15 protein-coding genes are annotated in these 21,115 nt (G+C 67.7%); 7 read left to right on the top strand and 8 right to left on the bottom strand.

Translation table 11 applies throughout. From position 1 onward, the window contains the following. The first annotated feature begins 1 nt into the window (after position 1). Complete coding sequence (locus QSU92_RS14285) at positions 2 to 1,033, top strand: glycosyltransferase (protein WP_289265918.1); 1,032 nt, start codon at positions 2 to 4, stop codon at positions 1,031 to 1,033. Then, entirely contained in the window at positions 1,030 to 1,947 is a 918-nt protein-coding gene (locus tag QSU92_RS14280) for an NAD-dependent epimerase/dehydratase family protein (protein WP_289262813.1), read from the top strand. Before QSU92_RS14285 ends, QSU92_RS14280 begins: the two co-directional genes overlap by 4 nt. Here QSU92_RS14280 and QSU92_RS14275 read toward each other — a convergent pair. Further along, the gene (locus QSU92_RS14275) at positions 1,898 to 4,078 is read right to left on the bottom strand and encodes a hypothetical protein (protein ID WP_289262812.1); all 2,181 of its coding nucleotides are present in this window, start codon (positions 4,076 to 4,078) and stop codon (positions 1,898 to 1,900) included. The two genes, QSU92_RS14280 and QSU92_RS14275, sit on opposite strands and share 50 nt — an antisense overlap. 164 nt (positions 4,079 to 4,242) lie before the next feature. On the opposite strand from QSU92_RS14275, the gene rfbA reads away from it, so the two are divergent. Genes rfbA through rfbD form a run of 3 tightly spaced genes read left to right on the top strand, consistent with a single transcriptional unit; the run spans position 4,243 to position 7,553 of the window. Further along, positions 4,243 to 5,112, top strand: a complete 870-nt coding sequence (rfbA, locus tag QSU92_RS14270; RefSeq protein ID WP_289262811.1) for a glucose-1-phosphate thymidylyltransferase RfbA — start codon at positions 4,243 to 4,245, stop codon at positions 5,110 to 5,112. Next, positions 5,112 to 6,110: a dTDP-glucose 4,6-dehydratase gene (rfbB, locus tag QSU92_RS14265; RefSeq protein WP_289262810.1), complete on the top strand. Its 999-nt coding sequence runs from the start codon at positions 5,112 to 5,114 to the stop codon at positions 6,108 to 6,110. The genes rfbA and rfbB overlap by 1 nt, the downstream gene beginning before the upstream one ends. Positions 6,111 to 6,113: 3 nt before the next feature. Continuing rightward, entirely contained in the window at positions 6,114 to 7,553 is a 1,440-nt protein-coding gene (gene rfbD, locus QSU92_RS14260) for a dTDP-4-dehydrorhamnose reductase (RefSeq protein WP_289262809.1), read from the top strand. 25 nt (positions 7,554 to 7,578) lie between these two features. On the opposite strand, the gene QSU92_RS14255 is transcribed toward rfbD, so the two are convergent. The 3 genes from QSU92_RS14255 to wecB all read right to left on the bottom strand — a co-directional run bounded on the left by QSU92_RS14255 (position 7,579) and on the right by wecB (position 12,305). Next, positions 7,579 to 9,579, bottom strand: coding sequence for a cell wall-binding repeat-containing protein (locus QSU92_RS14255; RefSeq protein ID WP_289262808.1), 2,001 nt, complete (start codon positions 9,577 to 9,579; stop codon positions 7,579 to 7,581). A 238-nt stretch (positions 9,580 to 9,817) separates the two neighbouring features. Further along, positions 9,818 to 11,110: a nucleotide sugar dehydrogenase gene (locus QSU92_RS14250; RefSeq protein WP_289262807.1), complete on the bottom strand. Its 1,293-nt coding sequence runs from the start codon at positions 11,108 to 11,110 to the stop codon at positions 9,818 to 9,820. Positions 11,111 to 11,243: 133 nt separating this feature from the next. Continuing rightward, positions 11,244 to 12,305 carry a non-hydrolyzing UDP-N-acetylglucosamine 2-epimerase gene (gene wecB, locus QSU92_RS14245; RefSeq protein ID WP_289262806.1) on the bottom strand — a complete coding sequence of 354 codons (1,062 nt, stop codon included), beginning with the start codon at positions 12,303 to 12,305 and terminating at the stop codon, positions 11,244 to 11,246. 110 nt (positions 12,306 to 12,415) lie between these two features. Here wecB and QSU92_RS14240 point away from each other — a divergent pair, with 110 nt between their 5' ends. Both QSU92_RS14240 and QSU92_RS14235 read left to right on the top strand, forming a co-directional pair. Beyond that, positions 12,416 to 13,495, top strand: coding sequence for a glycosyltransferase family 4 protein (locus QSU92_RS14240; RefSeq protein ID WP_289262805.1), 1,080 nt, complete (start codon positions 12,416 to 12,418; stop codon positions 13,493 to 13,495). Then, positions 13,492 to 14,562 (top strand): glycosyltransferase family A protein, encoded by a 1,071-nt coding sequence (locus QSU92_RS14235; protein WP_289262804.1) that lies wholly within the window; start codon positions 13,492 to 13,494, stop codon positions 14,560 to 14,562. Before QSU92_RS14240 ends, QSU92_RS14235 begins: the two co-directional genes overlap by 4 nt. A 12-nt stretch (positions 14,563 to 14,574) precedes the next feature. Here QSU92_RS14235 and QSU92_RS14230 read toward each other — a convergent pair whose 3' ends face one another. The 4 genes from QSU92_RS14230 to QSU92_RS14215 are packed head-to-tail and all read right to left on the bottom strand — an operon-like array spanning position 14,575 to position 21,098. Continuing rightward, on the bottom strand, positions 14,575 to 15,720 hold the full coding sequence (locus QSU92_RS14230; protein WP_289262803.1) for a glycosyltransferase: 1,146 nt from the start codon (positions 15,718 to 15,720) through the stop codon (positions 14,575 to 14,577). Positions 15,721 to 15,732: 12 nt separating this feature from the next. Continuing rightward, positions 15,733 to 16,977 (bottom strand): glycosyltransferase, encoded by a 1,245-nt coding sequence (locus QSU92_RS14225; RefSeq protein ID WP_289262802.1) that lies wholly within the window; start codon positions 16,975 to 16,977, stop codon positions 15,733 to 15,735. Positions 16,978 to 16,989: 12 nt separating this feature from the next. Further along, positions 16,990 to 19,317: a glycosyltransferase gene (locus QSU92_RS14220; protein ID WP_289262801.1), complete on the bottom strand. Its 2,328-nt coding sequence runs from the start codon at positions 19,315 to 19,317 to the stop codon at positions 16,990 to 16,992. Beyond that, complete coding sequence (locus QSU92_RS14215; RefSeq protein WP_289262800.1) at positions 19,314 to 21,098, bottom strand: ABC transporter ATP-binding protein; 1,785 nt, start codon at positions 21,096 to 21,098, stop codon at positions 19,314 to 19,316. The genes QSU92_RS14220 and QSU92_RS14215 overlap by 4 nt, the downstream gene beginning before the upstream one ends. Between the last annotated feature and the right edge of the window lie 17 nt (positions 21,099 to 21,115).

The following is a 21,115-nucleotide window of genomic DNA, read 5'->3' as shown; positions in this document are numbered from 1 at the left end:
CATGGATCACGGGTACGAGCACCGCATCAGCATCGTCATCCCCGTCTACGGCGGAGAGCGCACTCTGGAGGGAGTGATCCAGGAGATCGCTCCGCTGGTCGACGGCTTCCGCACCCCCGGCGGACACCCCGCACGAGTGGACGAAGTGGTCCTGGCCTATGACCGCGGCCCGGATGATTCCGCCAGGGTCATCCGTGAGCTCGCTCAGCGATACACCTGGGTGAAGCCTGTCTGGCTGAGCCGCAACTTCGGCCAGCACGCAGCGACGCTCGCAGGCATGGCCAGTTCGGGAGGAGAGTGGATCGTCACGCTCGACGAGGACGGTCAGCACGACCCAGCCCAGATCAGCTCCCTCCTCGATGTCGCACTGAGAGAGCGAGCCGATCTCGTCTACGCCGACCCTGTCAATCGAGCGCCTCACGGATTCGTCCGGAACACGGCGTCGAAAACCTCGAAGCGCATCCTGGAAAGCGTGCTGGGCGGAGGCCGGGCATCTCACTTCAACAGCTTCCGCCTCATGCTCGGCGAGATCGGCCGCAGCGTCGCCGCGTACGCAGGCACGGGCGTGTACCTCGACGTCGCCTTGTCCTGGATCGCCTCCACGGTGGAGACCGCGCCGGTGACACTGCGTGAGGAAGGCGACCGACGGTCCGGCTATTCATACCGACGCTTGATCGCCCACTTCTGGCGCATGGTCCTGACTTCGGGCACTCGTGGCCTTCGGCTCGTGACCGCGGCAGGGGTCATCTTCTTCATCGGCGGGATCATCTTCGCGATCTATCTCACGATCGCCCGTTTCGTCTCCGGCGACATACCCGACGGGTGGACGTCGCAGATGGTTCTGACCGCGCTCGGCACGGGTTTCATCCTGGTCTCCCTCGGGATCATCGCTGAGTACTTGGGAGTGGCGGTCAACACCGCGCTGGGGAAACCCGCCTATCTGATCGTGCGCGACCCCGCTTCGGGGCCTCTCGGGCACACGAACCCGGTCTCGGAACCGGACACCTCCACCTCCCCCTCCGGTCACGGATGACACGACGCTGGATCATCGGACGCGGGTTGCTCGGTCGAGCGATCGCCCGAGTTCACGACGACGAGGCCTTCGCAACGCTCATCCCGTGGGCGGAGCCTGACTCGGCGGTTCAGGCGATGAGCGACGGTCTGTCGTCGTTCGCTGAGGGAGATGACGACCTCGAGATCTACTGGTCGGCTGGCCGCGGAGTCACCTCCACGCCGGCAGAGCAACTGGAGATCGAGGTCGATGTCTTCCGCCGTTTTCTGCTGGCGATCATGGCGCTGCCACCGCATCGCCGCGCACGCCTCACTTTCTTCCTGGCCTCTTCGGTTGGCGGCGCCTATGCGGGATCCGGGTCGCCACCGTTCACCGAGGCCACGCCGACCAGTCCACTGTCGAACTACGGTCGCGCGAAGCTGCAGATGGAACAGCTGCTGACCGATGCCACATCGCAAGGCGGCTGGCGGTCGTTCATCGGCAGGATCACCAACATCTACGGCGCCGGGCAGGACCTCACGAAGGCGCAAGGACTGATCTCGGCGCTGATCCGCGGACACCTCAACGGCCAGCCCATTCCCGTCTACGTACCACTGGACACGCTGCGCGACTACATCTACGAAGACGATTGCGCCGCTGTAGTGGCCGCCGCGATGCGACGAACACGCGCCGTCGACGCAGGATCGACCGTCGTGAAGATCATCGGCACGATGCGCGCGGTATCCATCGGCGCCCTGCTCGCCGAGCTGACGCGACTGCGCCGCCGGCGGGGCCCGATCGTCCTCGGGGGCGGCGATGCGAGAGGGCAATCCCTGGACCTGAGGGTGAAGTCGATCGTCTGGCCCGAGTTGGACGGGCTCGTGCGGACGACCCTTCCCGAAGGACTCAGCCGCGTGTACGCTGCTCAGCTCTCGGGACGGCTGAATCCTCTGTAGGCTCCGTCGGCGCCGGTGGGACGTTCCCGGCCACCGGAGCTCCAGCCCGCTGACGAAAACGAACGACCATCCAGCCCGCCACGAGGGCGGCGCAGAGGATGTACGCCGCGATCATCGCTCCGAATCCCGGAGGCCGGAACCTCACGGTGATGACGTCACCGGGAGCGGCCCCAGAAGCGTCCACTGTCAGGAGCCATCCCCGGACCGGCTGATCGAACCCCGCGCCGTCGACCGAGTACCCGGGATAATCCAGGCGACTCAGAACGATGCGCCCATCGTCACCGACGTCGTCGACTCGGAGCGTGACCGCCGTATCCGATTGCGCAATGGTCGTGACCTCGGTTCCCGTTCCCGTGTAGACCACGCCTCCGGCACCCGGGATCGGCTGGGAACGCTCCAACCGCCACGTGAAGTCGCCGTCGTCGACGATGCGCCAGCCCGCGGGAGCGTCGGGAGCACGTGGGAACGTCTCCTTCATCGCGATGATCGTCGAGACCCCCATCAGATCCGCCACCGGGAGGCCGGTGTCCGGGTCCGTCGACCACAACGTCTCGAGCGCCTCGTCGCAGGTCGAGCCCCGGAGGTCGGAGCACAGGTCGTTGGAGAAGCGCGAGTAGGGCAGAACGGTGTAGAGGCTCCCGACGTGGGCCGGGCTGAGGTACCACAGATTGCCGAGCAGCCGTTCGTCGAAGCTCGCTTCGCGCCCACCGTCCGCGTAGATGTCTCCGACCACGATGGCATCACCGGGAGCATCCGAAACCACGGCGCTCATCCGTGACACGCTGTCCGGCACGGCGAACTTCGGCAGCGGCGTGGCCGGGAAGACGAGCAGCTGAGGAACCACCAGGAGCACCGTCACCACGAGTCCCGCTCCGACCGCGATGACCGTCCTGGTGCGTTCGGTCGCCGGCCACTTCTTCTCCCATGCCACGAACACCAGGCCGCAGAGTGCCGCTGCCTGGACGATGACGATGGTCGCGATGCCTTTCCACCCGCCAGGGGTGTTCCCGTAGGACAGGAGCGCGGTGAGCACGATGAGGGCGCCCGACCAGGCGATTCCACGGCGCGTGATCCGTGATGGGAACGTCCTCGTCGCCATGACGGCGACCAGGATGACGACGGGCAGCGCGAGATAGGGCATGAAACGGACCGGCCACCGGATCGGACCGACGTCACTCGGACCCACGACGATCAGCAGCACGATCGTCGCCAAGACGAGGAGGGGGATGCAACGACGGGCTGCATCCCGTGCCATCGGGAGGAAGAGGGGAACGAACGGAAGGATCCAAGCGATGTAGACCAGAGGCGCATCGGTCACCGGCCCCCACCACGAACCGATCGATGCACTGCCCATCGGGGACGCTGTCGACGCGAGGTCGGTCAGATCCGCACTGAGGAACCAGGTGTTGAGGATCTCGAAGCCGGCTCGCTCCGTCACGGGAGCCGTGAGCAGAGCAGGCAGGTAGATGGCGATGGTCAACAGCCCACCCCACACCGAGGCGGCGAGAACCCTCAGGATGCGACCCCTGTCGCGGGCGACGACAGCACGGATAAGACTTTCGACCAGCACGACGATCAGGATCAACACGCCGAACACGTAGCCGAAGGTGATGAGCACGTAGCTGCTCACCAGGTAGGGCCACGGAGATCGACCGTCCTCGGCCAGACGGCGCAGGGCCCACCAGACCCAGGGGAAGACGGCGGCGTTGAACAGACCCGTCGCCCACGATGTCGCATCCATGTAGACGGTGAAACCGCTCATGGGGACGAGCAGCCCCGCCAGGGCCGACCACGAAGCCCCGGCTCCGAACGAACGGGCCAAGAGGAAGACCCCACCCGACATGATCATGAGGAACGCGATCTTGACGATCGCTCCGTGCAACGTCGGCTCCTCCATCGCCCGCGCTCCGAGCGCGACAAGCCATGTGACCGGATTGAGCAGACCCCATTGCCCCTCGGCGAAGTAGTTACCCGCCTGCCATGCGTAGGGCTCGAGAACGGGAATGCGACCTTGGAGAAGATGATCGCCGAGTTCCCACCACTGTCCGAAGGCCCCGGTCTGGCTGTCGTCGGCGAAATAGAAGTCACGGTTGAAGGCGAATCGGACGGCGCCCACGATCGCTGTCGCCACCACTGACAGCATCGCCCAGAGAGCGGCCGGGGCTCGAACGGTTTTCCTGGGAGACACGGGTCGCCAATCAAAAAGAGTACGGGCGAGGAGAGGCCCGATAATGCTAGCAACGCGCTCAGGCGGTGCTCGCACGACGAACGAGCGGGATGTGAAACGATTGGCGTGTGAAAGGCATCATCCTCGCGGGCGGAAGCGGCACCAGACTTCACCCGATCACGCTGGGCGTCTCCAAGCAGCTGATCCCGGTCTATGACAAGCCGATGGTGTACTACCCGCTGTCGACCCTCATGCTCGCGGGCATCCGCGACATCATGATCATCACGACACCGCACGACGCGCCGTTCTTCGAGCGACTCCTGGGTGACGGGTCCGGATTCGGAGTCAACCTGACCTTCGCGCAGCAGCCGTCACCCGACGGCCTTGCGCAGGCCTTCACGATCGGCGCGGATTTCATCGGCGATGACAAGGTCGCCCTGGTGCTCGGCGACAACCTCCTGTACGGACCCGGTCTGGGAACGCAGCTCAAGCGTTATACCGACATCGACGGTGGTGCGGTGTTCGCGTACTGGGTGGCAGAACCCACCGCCTACGGAGTGGTGGAGTTCGATGATGACGGCCGAGCGGTGTCCTTGGAAGAGAAGCCGACCGCTCCGAAGAGCAACTACGCGGTACCGGGTCTCTACTTCTACGACAATGAGGTGGTGGGCATCGCTCGCAGCCTGAAGCCGAGCGCCCGGGGCGAGTACGAGATCACGGACATCAACCGGGCTTACCTGCAGAGAGGGGCCCTGCACGTTCAGGTGCTCCCCCGCGGGACGGCGTGGCTGGACACCGGGACCTTCGATCAGATGACCGACGCCGCCGACTACGTGCGGACCATCGAGCGACGCACCGGCATGCGGATCGGCGTACCGGAGGAGGTCGCCTGGCGGCAGGGGTTCCTCTCGGACGACGAGTTGCGGACGCGTGCTCAGGCGCTCGTGAAGTCCGGGTACGGGACATATCTTCTCGAGCTTCTGGAAAGAGGTCGTTGATGGCTCATCTGCTCGTGACGGGAGGCGCCGGCTTCATCGGCTCGAATTTCGTGCACCACGTGCTCGAGAACACGGACCACCGAGTGACGGTGCTGGACAAATTGACCTACGCCGGCAACCTCGCCTCGCTGTCCGGGCTCCCCGACGAGCGCTTCGCCTTCGTCCGCGGCGACATCGCCGACGCGGAGCTCGTCGATGATCTGGTGAGTGGATCCGACGCGATCGTGCACTATGCAGCCGAGTCGCACAATGACAATTCTCTGCACGACCCGCGGCCCTTCCTGGACACCAACATCATCGGCACCTACACGCTGCTCGAAGCTGCCAGGAAGTACGGCACCCGTTTCCATCACATCTCCACCGACGAGGTCTACGGCGACCTCGAGCTCGACGATCCGGCGCGTTTCACCGAGTCGACGCCGTACAACCCCTCCTCGCCCTACTCCTCCACCAAAGCAGGCAGCGATCTGCTGGTGCGTGCTTGGGTGCGCTCGTTCGGCGTACAGGCGACCATCTCCAACTGCTCGAACAACTACGGGCCCTACCAGCACGTGGAGAAATTCATTCCACGTCAGATCACGAACGTCATCCGAGGTATCCGGCCGAAGCTCTACGGCAACGGCGAGAACGTGCGCGACTGGATTCACGCCGACGACCACTCCTCGGCTGTCCTGACGATCCTTGACAGGGGCTCGATCGGCGAGACATATCTCATCGGCGCGGATGGAGAGAAGGACAACAAGACCGTCATCGAGCTGATCCTCACGCAGATGGGGCAACCCGCCGACGCATACGATCACGTCACCGACCGCGCTGGACACGACCTCAGGTATGCGATCGATTCGGGCAAGCTGCGCGCCGAACTCGGTTGGCAGCCGCGCTACCGCGACTTCGAGGCCGGCCTGCGCGCGACCATCGATTGGTATCGCAGCCACGAAGACTGGTGGGCTGCGACCAAGGATGGCGTGGAAGCGTTCTACGCATCGAAGGGTCAGTAGACGGTGACGATCGGGTTCGGCAAACGCCTGACCCACACTGCCACGCCGATTCCGGGGCTGGTCGTGTGGGACCTGCCGGTCCACGGCGACAGCCGCGGGTGGTTCAAGGAGAACTGGCAGCGCGAAACGATGGTGCGCGCCGGTCTTCCGGACTTCGGACCGGTACAGAACAACATCTCCTTCAACGACGCCGTGGGCACGACCCGCGGCATTCACGCTGAGCCGTGGGACAAGTGGATCTCCGTTGCGACCGGGCGAGTGTTCGGCGCCTGGGTGGATCTGCGCGAGGGCCCGACCTTCGGCGCGGTGTTCACCGCGGAACTCGATCCCTCGCGTGCGATCTTCGTCCCCCGCGGGGTGGGCAACTCCTACCAGACGTTGGAACCCGACACCGCGTACACCTACCTCGTCAACGATCACTGGTCTGCGGAGGCTCCCTACACCTTCCTCAATCTGGCCGACGAATCCGTCGCGATCGACTGGCCCATCCCTCTGGATCGCGTCGAGATGTCGGCGAAGGACAAAGCTCATCCTCGCTTGGCCGACGTGAGGCCCATGGCACCGCGACGCATCCTCGTCCTGGGCGCGAAGGGCCAACTCGGTCGCGCACTCCGGCGGGAGTTCGCCGATTCCGCGCACGTCGAGTTCGCCGATCGTGAGGACCTCGATCTGGATTCCCCCGACCTCGCACAGGCCAGGCGGTGGCGCGAATACGGCGCCATCGTCAATGCCGCAGCTTTCACGGCCGTCGATCTCGCGGAGACCGAGGAGGGACGCGGCGCAGCGTGGAGAACGAACGTCGCCGGCGTCACGAGGTTGGCCGCGATCGCGTCCTCCCACGGCGTGACCGTGGTACATGTCTCGAGCGACTACGTCTTCGACGGCGCCCTGCCGCGCCCGTACCGGGAGGACGATCCGATGGCGCCCCTCGGCGTGTACGGGCAGACGAAGGCGGCGGGCGACGCGGTCGTAGCGGCGTCACCTCGCCACTACATCGTCCGGACGTCATGGGTGATCGGCGACGGGAAGAACTTCGTTCGCACGATGCAGAACCTCGCCGAGCGCGGAATCGATCCCGCTGTCGTCGACGATCAGATGGGCCGTCTGACGTTCGCGGAGGACATCGCTCGTGGCATCCGGCATCTGCTCGCCACCGCAGCTCCGTTCGGAACCTACAACCTCACCGGATCCGGCGAACCGGCCAGCTGGGCCGAAGTCGCGCGAGAGGTCTACCGCCTCAACGGCCACGACCCGGGGCGGGTCAAGCCGGTGTCCACCGAGCAGTATTTCGCATCGGCGACCGCCCCGGTCGCCCCGCGGCCACGCAACAGTGTGCTCGATCTCGAGAAGATCGAAGGCGTGGGATTCGCGACGCCGACGTGGAACGACGGACTGCGCGCCTATCTCACCGGGCACGGGGGGCTTCAGACCATCGACGAGTGACGAGCAGCTCGTCCACGTTCTCGGCTCAGGGTGCGCCCGGCAGAGACTCGCAGGCAATCCCGTCGGCGTCCCCATCCAACTGTGCAACATCGCCGTAGTGCGGATAGTAGGTTTCGAACCACGCCTGGGCTTGGGACCACGTTGCGAAGTCCGTGCAGTTCTTGGTGTTTCCGGGATTCGCCGGAGGTCCCGGCGGCTGGGGTGCGGGCGTCTGTGCCGCTACCGTGACGGGACGAGATGTCTGGGTGAGGGTCACGTACCCGGTCAAGCTCCCGGTCACGCGAACCGCAACCGATCTTCCAGCAAGCCCCTCAGAAAGCGCCAAAGCATTGCCTCCGCCGTAGTAAGCACCGTTCACATACCAGGCGTACGCGAGAGTGGTTCCCGCAGTCCACGCTCCCGCGTCCGCCGTCAGCGTGTTTCCGACTTTCGGGGTACCGACGATCGAGGGAATGGTCGAGCTGAGACATCCCAGGTTCTCCGCAGCGGCGTCGCTCACGACCGAGGAGCCGCCCATGACGACCCGGGCGGACGGTGAGAGCTTAGTGATGGCGTTGCGCACCATTTCGGGAACGCAGTTGGGCGAGGTCAAGTAGAGGGGTGCTCCCACAACGCCCGCGATCGCCGCGGCCGACAACGCGTCAGGGAAGTCGGCTCCCGTAGCGATGAACGCCACCGAAGCAGGAGAAGTCGACGACCCCGAGGAGTTGATGGCGACGGCTGTCTCGTATCGGTCTCGGCCACCCGATCGGGTGACTGAGTACCCGGATCGGGTGAGCTCGCTTTCGATGCTGGAGGAAACTGCACCCGAACTGCTACCAGCGATCGTTATCTCAGTGACTCCCAGACGTCGAAGTTCCTCATGAACCGTCGCGGTTACGGAGGAGGCAAGTCCATCCACCAGGATGACCGGCGCAGCCTTCGCGCCTGCGACGGCAGACGCGGCCAGCGCGTCGGGGAAGTTCCGCCCGGTGGCGAGGTACGCGGAGCTCGATGAAGAGAAGATCCGTGAGATCGCCAAGCCCGTCTCGTAGCGGTCTTTCCCGCCGAGCCGGGTGACCGGGGCGTACAGAGCAAGACGGGAAGCCACTGTCTCGGAAACGGCGCCCGTCGATCCGACGACGTAGATATTGCGCGGCTCCAGACGAGATATCTCGGATTCAACGGCGGACGGCAGGGAATCCGGCGAGGTGAGAAGCAACGGCCCACCGAGACTGGCTGCCGCCGCTGCAGCAGAGAGCGCGTCCGGGAAGTCGGTCCCCGTCGCGACGAACGCGGCGGTCACCCCTGCGTCGAAGCGACTCGACGCCGCGACGGCCGTCTCGTAACGACTGACCCCTGACAATCGAGTGACGCCGGCATCGAAGGCCAACGTCGGTCCTGTACCCGGCTCACCCCCGTCCGCACCGCCGACCATGACCGTCGGGAGTGTGATCGGCGTCGCACCACAGTCACCGGACAGTTGCGCCCGCACCGCCTCGATCTCCGCAGGGTCAGCGCTCAGACTCCATCGGTACTTCGTGAGAACCCATCCCACGATGTACTCGCAGGTGTACGCGGAGTTCGTCGGCAACCATTCCGCAGGATCGTGGTCGGATTTCGACTGGTTCGCGGAACTGGATGCGGCGACGAGGGCGTATGGGACCTCTGTGTCGTTGGCGAATGCTCGGCGCTGGTCGTCGTCCCACGCCCACGCGCCTGAACGCCATGCTTCGGCAAGGGCGACAACGTGATCGATCTCGATCTCAGCGGGGGTGGTTGCAGTGACGCCGTCGTACGGCGAAACCCAGGTTCCCCCACTCAGCGCGCAACCTCCGCCCACGCTGACCGGCGAAGTCGACTCCTCGATGAGAACCTCGTAGCGCGTGTTGCAGCCATCTGCATCCGCGTCGACCCAGTGATCGAAGCGGTCTCGGCTGTAGGCGGGCGTCGTCGACTCGTTGCTCTGTGTCAACAGCGAAGGTAGCTGTGCGGCCGTGACTTCTTCAGCACTGACCGGCTGGGCGGTGGACAGCAACGAAAGCAACAGAGCAGCACTGGCCGAAACTGCCGAAAGGGTACGCAAAGACACGGACGGGCGCCTTTCATCGGGATGTTACGTCGCAACCGCGTCTCGCCAGGTTATGCGCGAGCTCTCGTGAAGCGCGTGAGTCGGGGCCCGACGCGCCGTGCGAGATCGTCGAAACTGAGGGAGCGACGGAAAGACGCTCTCCTCCAGCACGTCGTTCACAGCGCTGGACAAAGCGACTGCGAGGCCCCTGGGTTCAGCCGGCGCCTACGACGAGTCGGGGGATGCCGGTCCATTCTGCAGGATCAGTCGTGTTGCGCCCGTCTACCAGGAGGCGGAGCCCGGGAAGGTCAGCGGGCCTCAGAACCCGGTACTCGGCGTGATCGGTATGCAGCACGGCCAGGTCGACCTCATCGCCCAGTCGGTAGGGCTCCAACCCGAGCGCGCGGAGCTCGTCGTCGCCGAAGAGCGGGTCGTGAACACGCACCTCTGCGCCCTGTTCGCGGAGCGCCGCCACCGTGGGAAAGACACCGGAGAAAGCCGTCTCCTTGACGGCGCCGCGGTACGCCGCGCCCAGGACAACGGCGCGGAGGCCCTGCAGTGACCCGAGCAGACCCGCCGCCTGCTCGACGAGACGGCTCGGCATCGAGGCGTTGAGCAGGCGCGCCGAACGGACGATGTCCGCACCGGGATCCGTCGACAGGTACAGCCGGGGGTAGACCGGGATGCAGTGGCCGCCGACGGCGATGCCCGGCCGGTGTATGTGACTGTAGGGCTGCGAATTGCAGGCCTCGATCACCTGATACACGTCGATCCCGTGCTCGGCGGCGAACAGCGCGTACTGGTTCGCCAGGCCGATGTTGACGTCGCGATACGTGGTTTCAGCGAGCTTGGCCATCTCTGCCGCCTCGGCGCTGCCCAGGTCCCAGACACCATTCGGCCGGGCCAGATCGTCGCGCTGATCGAACTGAAGCACGGCTTCGTAGAACGCGACAGCTTGCGCAGCGCCTTCCGGCGAGAGCGCGCCGACGAGCTTCGGGTACTTGCGCAGGTCGGCGAACACCCGGCCGGTGAGCACTCGCTCGGGCGAGAAGACGGCGTGGAAATCACGTCCCTCGACTAAACCCGATCCCGACTCGAGCAGGGGCTTCCACCGGCTGCGGGTGGTGCCGACGGGAAGCGTGGTCTCGTACGAGACGAGAGTGCCGGGGGTCAGATGCTCGGCGATCGAGCGAGTGGCAGCATCCATCCACGCGAAGTCCGGCTCCCAGGTCGCGTCGTCCACGAACAGCGGCACGACCACCACGACGACGTCGGCGCCCGGGATCGCCTCGGAATAGGATGTGGTCGCGCGCAGGCGACCGGCGGGGACGAGCTCCGCCAGCTTCACCTGCAGCTGCGCTTCGCCGGGGAACGGTTCGACGCCCGCGTTGACCGTGTCGACCGTGCGCTGGTTCACGTCCACGCCGATCACGTCGTGACCCGAGTCGGCGAACTGAACGGCGAGGGGAAGCCCGATCTTTCCGAGGGCCACGACGGCGATGCGCATGGATTCCATCCTAATTCGCGCGAAAGCCGAGCCCGCGCGCGAGACCGCGCCCACGTCCCTGAGCAGCCAGACGCCCTCCGGGGCGGCAGGGCAGAGGGACCCCCGCCGGACCCCGCCGGCGAGGATCCTCCGCTCAGCGCGCGCGCAGCGCCTCGATCACCCGGGTCGCCGCGTGGCCGTCGCCGTACGGCGCGGCATCCGTGTCGACGGGCCGTGCCCGCGTCACAGCCGTGGCGATCTCGTCCGCGGTCTCGACCAGCACGTTCCAACCGAGTTCGACCGTCTCCACCCACTCCGTCTCGTTGCGCACGGTGGTGCACGGGACCCGCAGCAGGAAGGCCTCCTTCTGCAGCCCGCCCGAATCGGTGACCACTCCCGCGCTCGCCAGCACGGCTGCGATGAGGTCGGGGTACGCCAGCGGCGCGTGAGCGATGAGCGACCCTTGCGAGAGCGGGATGCCGTGCGCTGCGGCCTTCGCGACGACACGGGGGTGCGCGAGCAGGACGACGGGCTTGTCGACCGCCGCCAGTCCCGTCACGACCGCCCGGAGCCGATCGGGGTCGTCGGTGTTCTCCGCTCGGTGGATCGTGGAGACGTAGAAGCCTCCGGGCGTGAGCGAGAGCTCCTCGAGGAGCGCCGAGGAGCGACCTGCGACCTCGTCCCGGACGGAGAGGAGCACATCGGTCATGACGTCGCCAACCAGCACCGTGCGTGCGGCGAGCCCCTCCCGCGTCAGGTGGTCGACGGCCACGTGCGTGGGAGCGAGCAGCAGATCGGCGGCGTGGTCGGTGAGCACACGGTTGTGCTCCTCCGGCATGCGTCGGTTGAACGAGCGCAATCCTGCCTCGAGGTGCGCCACCGGCACGTGCAGTTTGACCGCGCTCAGCGCTGCCGCGACCGTTGAGTTGGTGTCGCCGTACACGAGTACCCAGTCCGGCTGTTGGGCGTCGAACACGGCGTCCAACGCTGAGAGCATCGCACCGGTCTGCACGCCGTGCGAGCCGCTGCCGACCCCCAGATGCACGTCCGGCGCCGGGATGCCGAGGTCGTCGAAGAAGACGTCCGAGAGCATCGGATCGTAGTGCTGCCCGGTGTGGACGATGATGTGCTCGACACCTGCGGCGGCGGCGGCCGTCGCGATGGGGGCGAGCTTGACGAACTGCGGGCGCGCGCCGACGACGCTGACGATCTTCACGGGTGACCAGTCTACGGAACCACGGCGCGCCGCCCCGCCGGAAGACGAGGCGGACACCGAGCGATCATGCCCGCAGAGGCGGGTGGGATCGCCGTTGGTAGCGTGGTCGCGTGCGCATCCTCGTCGTGACCCCGTGGTTCCCGACGACGGCGGCTCCGCAGTCGGGACTCTTCGTCGCCCGCGAGGCGGCCGCGTTGGCGACGACCCATGAGGTTCGGGTTCTCCACCTGGACTGGACAGGTTCATTCGCGGACGAGGTGCCCGTGACGCCGCACACTACCCGGCGGGTCGTGCTGCGTCGGTCGCGTCCTCTCGACTTCGCCCGCTCACGCCGCATCGTCGAGCGCGCCGCCCGGAAGGCCGACGTACTCCACACCCATGCCCTCCCCGTCCTGCTGCCGTGGCTGGCGGACAGACCGCGGGCGTCGACGTGGGTGCACTCCGAGCACTGGTCGGGGCTGACCTCTCCCGAGACGGTGGGGCGCGGGGAGCGGGCGCTCCTTCCTCCGCTCGCCCGCCTGCTCGCCCGCCCGGACGCGGTCGTCGCCGAGAGCAGCCGGCTGGTGGACGCGATCCGGCCGCACCGCGACGCACCGGTGGACGTCGTCCCGTGCATCGTCCCCGAATCCACGGTCGCGCCATGGCCTGACGCGGAGCGCCTCGTCGCCGTCGGCGGCCTCATTCCGCGAAAGGGCCCGCTGATCGCCGTCGAAGCGGTCGCGGAGCTGCGCCGGCGGGGTCGTGACACGAGGCTCACGTGGGTGGGCGACGGGCCGCAGCGCACAGCAGCCGAGGCGCGGGCCTCGCAGCTCGGCGTCGGCGATGCGGTCGCCTTCACCGGCATCCTTCCCCCCGCCGGGGTGGCGGCGGAGCTCGATGCGGCGCGGTTGTTCGTATTGCCGACGCAGGGCGACAACTTCTGCGTCGTCGCCGCCGAGGCGCTCAGCCACGGGCGCCCGATCGTGAGCGGCGCCGCGACGGGAGCCGTCGACTACGCCGCGCCGCAGGTGAGCCGGTTCGTCGACACGGCGTCCGCCGGGGCTTACGCCGATGCGGTCGAGGAGCTGCTGTCGGCCACCGCGTCGTCGTCCGCACGGGAGGTGTCGGCCACCGTTCGCGGCCGCTTCGCGCCCGAGACCGTCCGTGACCTGCTCGACGACGTCTACCGGCGGGCGGGCGCGGGCGCATGACCGACCCCGCCGTCGACCTGGTCATCGCCGTCCACGACCCGGCGCGACGCATCGACCGGGCTGTGGCGTCGGCGCTGACCACGGTCGCGCCGCTGCGCGTCACCGTCGTCGCCCACAACACCGACCCGGCCGCCATCGCAGAACGGCTGGGGGCCGCCGGAATCGACCCGCGGGTGCGCGTCGTCGCTCTGGCCGACGGCGTCCGCAGTCCCGCCGGCCCCTTCAACCACGGCCTCGACCTCGCGACCGCGTCGTACACGTCGATCATGGGATCGGACGACGAACTCGAGCTCGGAGCGATCGACTCGTGGCTGACGCTCGCGGAGAGGACCGGCGCGGATGCCGTCATCACGCACCTGCGTCACGCCGGCGGCGTCGCCGTGCCCACGCCGCCGACGCGGCCCCGGACGCGTCGAGTACTGGATCCGGTCGCCGATCGGCTGAGTTACAGGTCGGCGCCGCTGGGCCTGGTGTCCCGCGCGCGCTTCGGCGACCTCCGGCTCACGGAGGGCGTGATGGTCGGCGAGGACCTGCCGCTGGTCACGCGACTGTGGTTCTCAGGCGCTCGCATCTCCTACGACCGCCGCGGACCGGCCTACCTCATCCATGACGACGCCGCCGACCGTACGACGATGACGCCGCGCCCGCTGGCGGATTCCTTCGCGTTCCTCCCCCACGTCTTCGACGCGCCCTGGTTCGCGGGGCTCCCCCCGGGCGCACGCGAAGCGGTCGTCGTCAAATTCCTGCGGATCCATCTCTTCGGGGCAGTCACCTACCGGCCGGATGCCGCGCTCTGGACGGCCGGCGAGCGGGCGGCGTTGAGCGACGCGGCCACACGGATGATCCGACACGGCGAGGGCGCCGAGCGGCTGCTGTCTCGCCGCGATCGCGTCCTGCTCGACGCAGCGCTCGACCCCCGCAGGCCCGCGGAGGAACTCATCGCCGCGGCGGCGCGGCGACGCCAGTTCTCGCGACCGGGCGCGCTGCTACCGCGCTCGCTGCGGTATGCGCTGCATCGGGAGGCGCCGCTGCGCTTCGCCGTGGCATCCGCACTGCAACTGCGCTGAGCGCCGCCGAGATCAGCGCGCCGCGAGCGCGGCGATCGCTCGGTCCCACACGCGCACCTGGTCTTCGCTGGACAGCTCGCGGGCCGAGGACGACGCCGCCGCCTTCATCCGCGCGACCGCAGCGGCGTCGAGCTCGTCGACGGCGCGTCGGACGTCGTCGGCGCCGAACCCGTCGGTCACGACGCCGATCCCGTACCGCCGCACGTAGTCGGCCATCTCGGGCGACGGGCCGACCAGGACGGCGAGGCGGGCCTGCACATAGTCGAAGATCTTGTTGGGCAGCGCCCACTCGTTGTTCACGTTGACCGGCGGGAGCACGTGGATGCCGATGTCGAAGCCCCGCAGTGTCTCGGCCAGCTGCGCGTACGGCACGGGGTCATGCAGGCGCACCCGTCCGTCCGCGGCGGCGACGATCTCGCGCAGCTCCGCGAGATATGCCGCGTCGTTGGCCGTGAGGAACAGGTCGAGCGTCACGCCGGGACGCGCCCCCGTGATCGCGTCGATCAGGGTCTCGAGGTGACGGTTGCGCAGCGCCGCGCCGGAGTGGACGATCCGCAGCGGCGTGTGCGGTGGGGTCGGCACCGCCTCGACGTACGGCGCGGCATTCGTCACCACCTCCGGGCGGAAGCCGAACCGCCGCTCGTACTCGCGTGCGATGCTCGCACTGACCGTGGTGGTGGAGGCGGCGCGGGTGACGTAGCGTCGGCAGATCCACTCGATGAAGGGCTTCACGAACCAGCGGAATCGCGGCAGCTCGTCGTGTTGACGGGGCGAGTACTCGTGAAGGTCGGCGTGCACGCCGCACGAAGGTTTCAGCGACAACGCAAGCGGTACCGCGTCGACGTCGTCGGCCAGGACGATGTCGAAGCGACGGCCCCGCAATGCCGTGCGCACGAAGTCGATCGCGGCGTTGCCCCAGTAGGCGCTGCGATAGCGGCGCAGCACGACAGCCAGCCGCGGGTACCTCCAGATGGCCAGCTCGTCCGGCACGCGGATGTGCTCAGCCACCCCGATCGGCGCGACCCCGTAGCCGCACGTCACGACGTCATAGCGCTCCGCGAGCAGGGCGACCTGCTTGAGGACACGGGCGTCCGACGCGATCGGCGAGAACGACAGGATCAGCACGCGGCGCGCGGGCGAAGCGGGCGTCGGAGGCACCATATGACGGTATCAGCGCCGTCGTCTTACGGTCGGGGCGCCTGCCACCAGCTCGGCCGCGCGCGGCCCGGTGATCCGCACGTCGTACTCGCGAGCCCACAGCTCCCGCGGAGCGTACGCGCCGTCTGCGGCGTCCGCGACGGTGCGCACCGCCGCCGCGAGCTCCTCGGGCGATGCGTCGACGGATACCAGCTCCCCCGATCGCAGCGCCTCGCCGACAATCTCGGGCGTGCCGCCGACCGAGGTGGCGACAACGGGGATGCCGTGGGCGATGGCCTCCATGATGCTCACCGGCACGCCCTCGGTGGTGCTGGCGTTGACGAACACGTCGACTCGATGCTGCCGGTAGAAGGCGGTCACCTGGTCATTGGGCGTCCGGCCGCGCAGCTCGACGGTCAGGTGCTCCGGAACGTCGCGAGCGGCCTCACGAAGCTGATCCAGAAGCGGACCGTCGCCGAAGTGCACCCACCTCACCGGGTGCCCACCGCTCTGCATGGCCAACAGGCGGACCGCGGCGAGAATGAGCGCCACGCGCTTATGCTCGGTCACCGCGGAGCATGAGACCACGAGCAGTCCCTCGCCGCCCCCCTCCCGATCCACCGTCGCCGGGCCGGGCACGCCCAGCCTGCTGAGAATGACCTTGCCACGCACCGCATCCGCATAAGGACGCTGTGCGAGGTATCGGCCGCCGTCCTCCGAGATGGTCAGCACGCGGTCCGCCCTCGCGTAGAGGAAGGAGCGAGCCGGAAGGTAGCCACCCTCGGCGCGCGACTCGTAGAGGTCGTACCTATGGACGCGGACCACCCGGGCGCGCACGCCGCTCAGCCAGGGCAGCCCGAGCCCGCATCCCATCCCCCAGAACGCATAGGCGACGACATCCTGCGCTTCCGCGGCGGCATGGCGCACGGCGACACGGTGAGCCTGGGTCATGCCGACCCGGGCGCCCATGAGGAACAGCCGAGCGTGCCCCCGCAGCCTACCGGCGCACAACTCCCGCCACGCGGCCGACGCCAGCCCCGCGAGCATACGAGGACGAAGAGGCGTCCACGGACTGTCCTCGGGGGCGGGCTGGAAGAGGTTGCCTCCCAGTTTCACGTTCGGGGGCATGGGAAGCAGATCGACGGCGGTGTCTCGGGCGTGGCAGAACACCACCACGTCGTCGAACCGGGCCGCGAGGTCGTCGATCTCATTGCGGACGAATACGGCATCGCCCGTGGCGTAGGGGTAGTCGTTGGTGAACAGCAGCAGCCGGGTCACGCGCATCTCCCGTCAGCGGCGGGGTCCGCGGGTCATGAGCCCGTCGATCAGCCGCTCCCAGACCTCGACCTGACGCTCCCCCGCGAGCTCGTGCGCGTGGAGGTCGGCCTGGTTCTTGAACCGCCTCACCGATTCGACCGTCAGACGTTCGATCGCCGCACGCGTACCGTCCGCGGTGAAGTCAAAGGCGACCTCGCCGATACCGTACTGCTCCACGAAGTACGCCATCTCGGCGGTCGGGCCGATGACGACGCCCAGGCGCGCCTGGACGTAGTCGAAGAGCTTGTTGGGCAGGGCGAGCTTGTTGTTGAAATTGACGGGCGGGAGCACGTGGATGCCCACGTCGTACTGCGCGAGGGTCTCTCCCAGCTGCGCGTAAGGGACCGGGTCGTGAACGGTGACACGTGACGACCTGGACGCGGATTCCTTCAGCTCCTGCAGATACGGCGGGTCGTTGGCAGTGAGGTAGAAGTCGAGTGTGACGTCGTTGGCGGCGGCGTCGACCGCCTCGGCCATGACGTGCAGGTTGCGGTTGCGCAGGCATGCCCCGCTGTGCACCAGGCGGATCGGCGACCTCACCGGTCCCGGTCGGAAGTCCTGGTACGGAGCCGCGTTGGTGACCAGTTCGGCGCGGAAGCCGAAGTTCTTCTCATACTCGTCGACGATGCCGTTGCTGACGGTGGACCAGGCGTCGGCCTTCGTCACATACCGGCGCACGACCCACTCGAACCAGGGCGTGATCCGCTCGAACCAGGCGGGATTGTCGTCGTGCAGACGCGGGCTGTACTCATGCAGGTCGGCGAGAACGCCGTGACGCGGCCGCAGTCTGACCGCGACCGGCACCGCCTCGACGTCGTTGGCGATCGCGACGTCGAACCGGCGCCCGAGGAGGTGGTCGCGCGACCAGCGTACGGCGGACAGGCGCCAGTACGCCTGGCGATACCGCTTCAGCGTGATGAGCTTGCCGTCGAGGTCGTTGTACCGCTCGTCGTCCGGGATCCGGATGTGCTCGACGACGCCCTCGGGCGGGGGGCCATATCCGCACGTCGTCACATCGAAGGACCGCGTGAATCGCGAGACCTGCTTGAGCAGTCGTGCGTCGCGCGCGATGGGCGAGTACGAGAGGATCAGCATGGTCGGCCGTCCAGTCGCCGGGCCGCTCTTCCGCCGCGGACGAGCCCTCATGGCTCGCAGTCGAACCACGACGCCGCGACCGAAGGGGAGACGCGCTCGGCGCCTGGCGGCAGGCCGCCCGGCTTTGCGCTCGCGCGTGAGCACATAGAGCACGTAGCGGCGAAGCGTCGACTCACGGGCGAAGCTGTGAACCATGTCGGGAGTGAACCAGCGGTCGACTCGCCCGGCGCCGGTCATCCGCTTCGTTGCCGCCGTCACCGCATCGCGCGTGGGGGTGTGACGGATGACGTCGAGGATGTGGCGCTCCTCGCGGTTGAACGGTGTGAGAACGCGCGGGGCGACGGCGAGCAGCCGGTGCAGCAGCCTGGACAGCTCCGCGACCTCAGCGTCGCCGTCCCAGTCCTCGGGGCGCGGCCTGGTGCGCGCGCACCCCAGCACGGTGACCCGCGCGAGCTTGATCGCAAGCGCTCGGCGATGCGCTGGAGGCAGGGCGTCGAAGACGCCGTCGTCCAGAAGCCGCACCACCGGCTCGAGAGCCTCGGTCACCGTCAGACGCGCGTAGGTGGTGCGCTCGCGGGCATCGACACCGATCACGTAGCACGGCGCGCCGGCGGCGACATCGACCCGACCTGAGAGGGATGCGATCCGGATGCCGAACTCGAAGTCTTCCCCGACCCGCACCCCTTCCACCATGCGCAGGCCCATCGCGCGCATCGTTGCGGTCCGGATGAGGCCGAGTGGAGCGGTGCGGTAGAACAGCCGGTCCTTGGCGGCATCCAGGCGACGGCGGCGCCCGAGGCGCACGAGCGGGTTCGGCATGACCGGGAAGCCGTCGATCCGGATGGCCGCCATCAGCATGTCCGGACGGTGTCGCCGCACCTCTCTGACCCACCGGGCCATCGTGCCCGGCTCGAGGAAGTCGTCCGAGCCCATGACAGCGCAGTACTCCCCGTCGACCATGCTCAGGCCGTGGTTGAACGGGCCGGCGGCGCTGCGTACGCCGTCGGCGAACTCCACCACGCGCCAAGATCCCTCGATCCCGGCGAGCTGAGCGGTCAGCTCGTCGCCGGGGACGCCGTGGGCGACGACCGTGACCCGCACGATCGGACGCGTCTCGGCATCCTGCAGCACAGAGCTCACCGCGCGGGCCAGCGGGCGCGTGACATCGTGACAGGCGATCACGACGTCCACCAGCGGTGCCGTCATGCGAGCCCCGCCAGCTGCGCCTGCTCGGCGAAGTTGGGGACAGCAGCGACGAGCTCGTCGAACGTGCCACGCGCCGCGATGGTGCCGTCCTGGAGGAAGCAGATCAGGTCGCTGTCGCGGATCGTCGACAGCCGGTGGGCCACGGAGATGATCGTCACCTCGCCTTTGAGACCGCGGATGGAGGCGGACACGAGCGACTCCGTCTTGGTGTCCAGCGCACTCGTCGCCTCGTCCAGCACCAGCACCAGCGGGTCGCCGTACAGGGCGCGGGCGATTCCGAGCCGCTGCCGCTGTCCGCCCGAGAGGGCCAGGCCACGCTCGCCGATGCGTCCGCGCACGCCGCCCTCGCGCACGGCGACGGTCTCCCACAGGTGCGCCCGGCGCAGCGCCTGTTCCACTCTTTCGAAATCGATCTCGTCGTCCTCCCACGCCAGTGCGACGTTCTGCGCGATCGTCCCGTCGAAGAGGGCGACATCCTGCGGCACGTAGCCGACGCGGGACCGCCACGCCGCGAGCACGTCGGTCAGGTCCTGATCATCGAGACGGATGGTGCCGCGCTGCGGGACGAGAAGCCCGAGGAGGACATCGACGAGCGTTGACTTGCCGGCGCCGGACGAACCGACGAGCGCCAACGACGTGCCGAAGGGGATCTCGAGGTCGATGTCGTGGATGGCGGGAGTGTCCTCGTGCCCGGGGTAGCCGAACGCGACGCCCTCCAGGCGCAGCATCTCGGGCTCACCCTCGATCGGCTGCCGTCCGAGCCGCTCGGCCACTTCGAGGTGGATCTGCGAGGCCTTGATGTCGAAGATCACGGCCTGAACGTGCGGCACATTGGCCGTGGTGGTCACGATGATCGACTGGAACCCCGTCAACGACGGGATCAGGCGGAAACCGGCGACGGCGAACAGCGCGACGGACGCCACCGCCGCCTCCATGCCGCCGGTGACGTAGCCGAGGCCGCCGACGAGGAGGAACCCCCCGACCAGGGCACCGTTGAGGACGAAGCCGGGCAGCGATCCGAGGAAGTTGGTGTTGGCCCGCGCGCGCGTCGAGAACGATCGGTTGTAGTGCACCACCTCGGCCACCTCAGCGACCTTGTTTCGCAGCGTGATCTCCTTGAGCGCCTGCATCATCTCGGTCATGAGCGCGACGACCTTCAGCGAGTAGTCGCGGGAGACACGTCCGGCCTGCACGGACCGCGACGAGACGACCCAGTACAGCAACGCCATGATCGCGCCGAGATACACGACGGTGATGAGCGCGGTGAGGGGCTGCGCGACGACGATGACCGCCAGGATCAGGACGAAGCTCAGAACGAGCGCCGGCAGCTGGATGATCGGCAGGAGGAAGCCGGTGGTGGCGTTGGCGATCCCCACATCGGCGATCCGTACGATCTGCGCGGTGTTGCGCGCGAGACGATGCGTCCACGGCGCCTTGATGTAGGCATCGAACAGGCGGCGGCCGATCTCGAGCTCGAAGGAGGCGAATCGACGCGTGGCGAACCACTGCTGCACGAGGGCCAGCGTGGACTTCAGAAGAATGAGCACGGCGACGACGAGGAAGACCCAGATGAACGAGTCGGGACCCACCGGACCGATGACGGGAATGCGGATGGTTGTGCCCGCGATCATCGGCGCCAGGCTCAGCGCGAGGAGCATGATCGCGATGATGTCGAGGATGGCCAGAAGGCACGACAGGACGACGTATTTACGCAGGTACGCGCGAGCATCGGCAGGAAGCCACACCAGGAGATCGCGCAGCGTCTGGAAGACGACCTTCATCCGCGGCGCGCTCGGGC

Origin of the sequence: Microbacterium sp. ET2 (genome assembly GCF_030347395.1) — a bacterium.
GTDB classification, from domain to species: Bacteria; Actinomycetota; Actinomycetes; order Actinomycetales; family Microbacteriaceae; genus Microbacterium; species Microbacterium albipurpureum.
The sequence above is the reverse complement of the archived record's forward strand: the minus strand, read 5'-3'. Positions and strand labels throughout refer to the sequence as shown.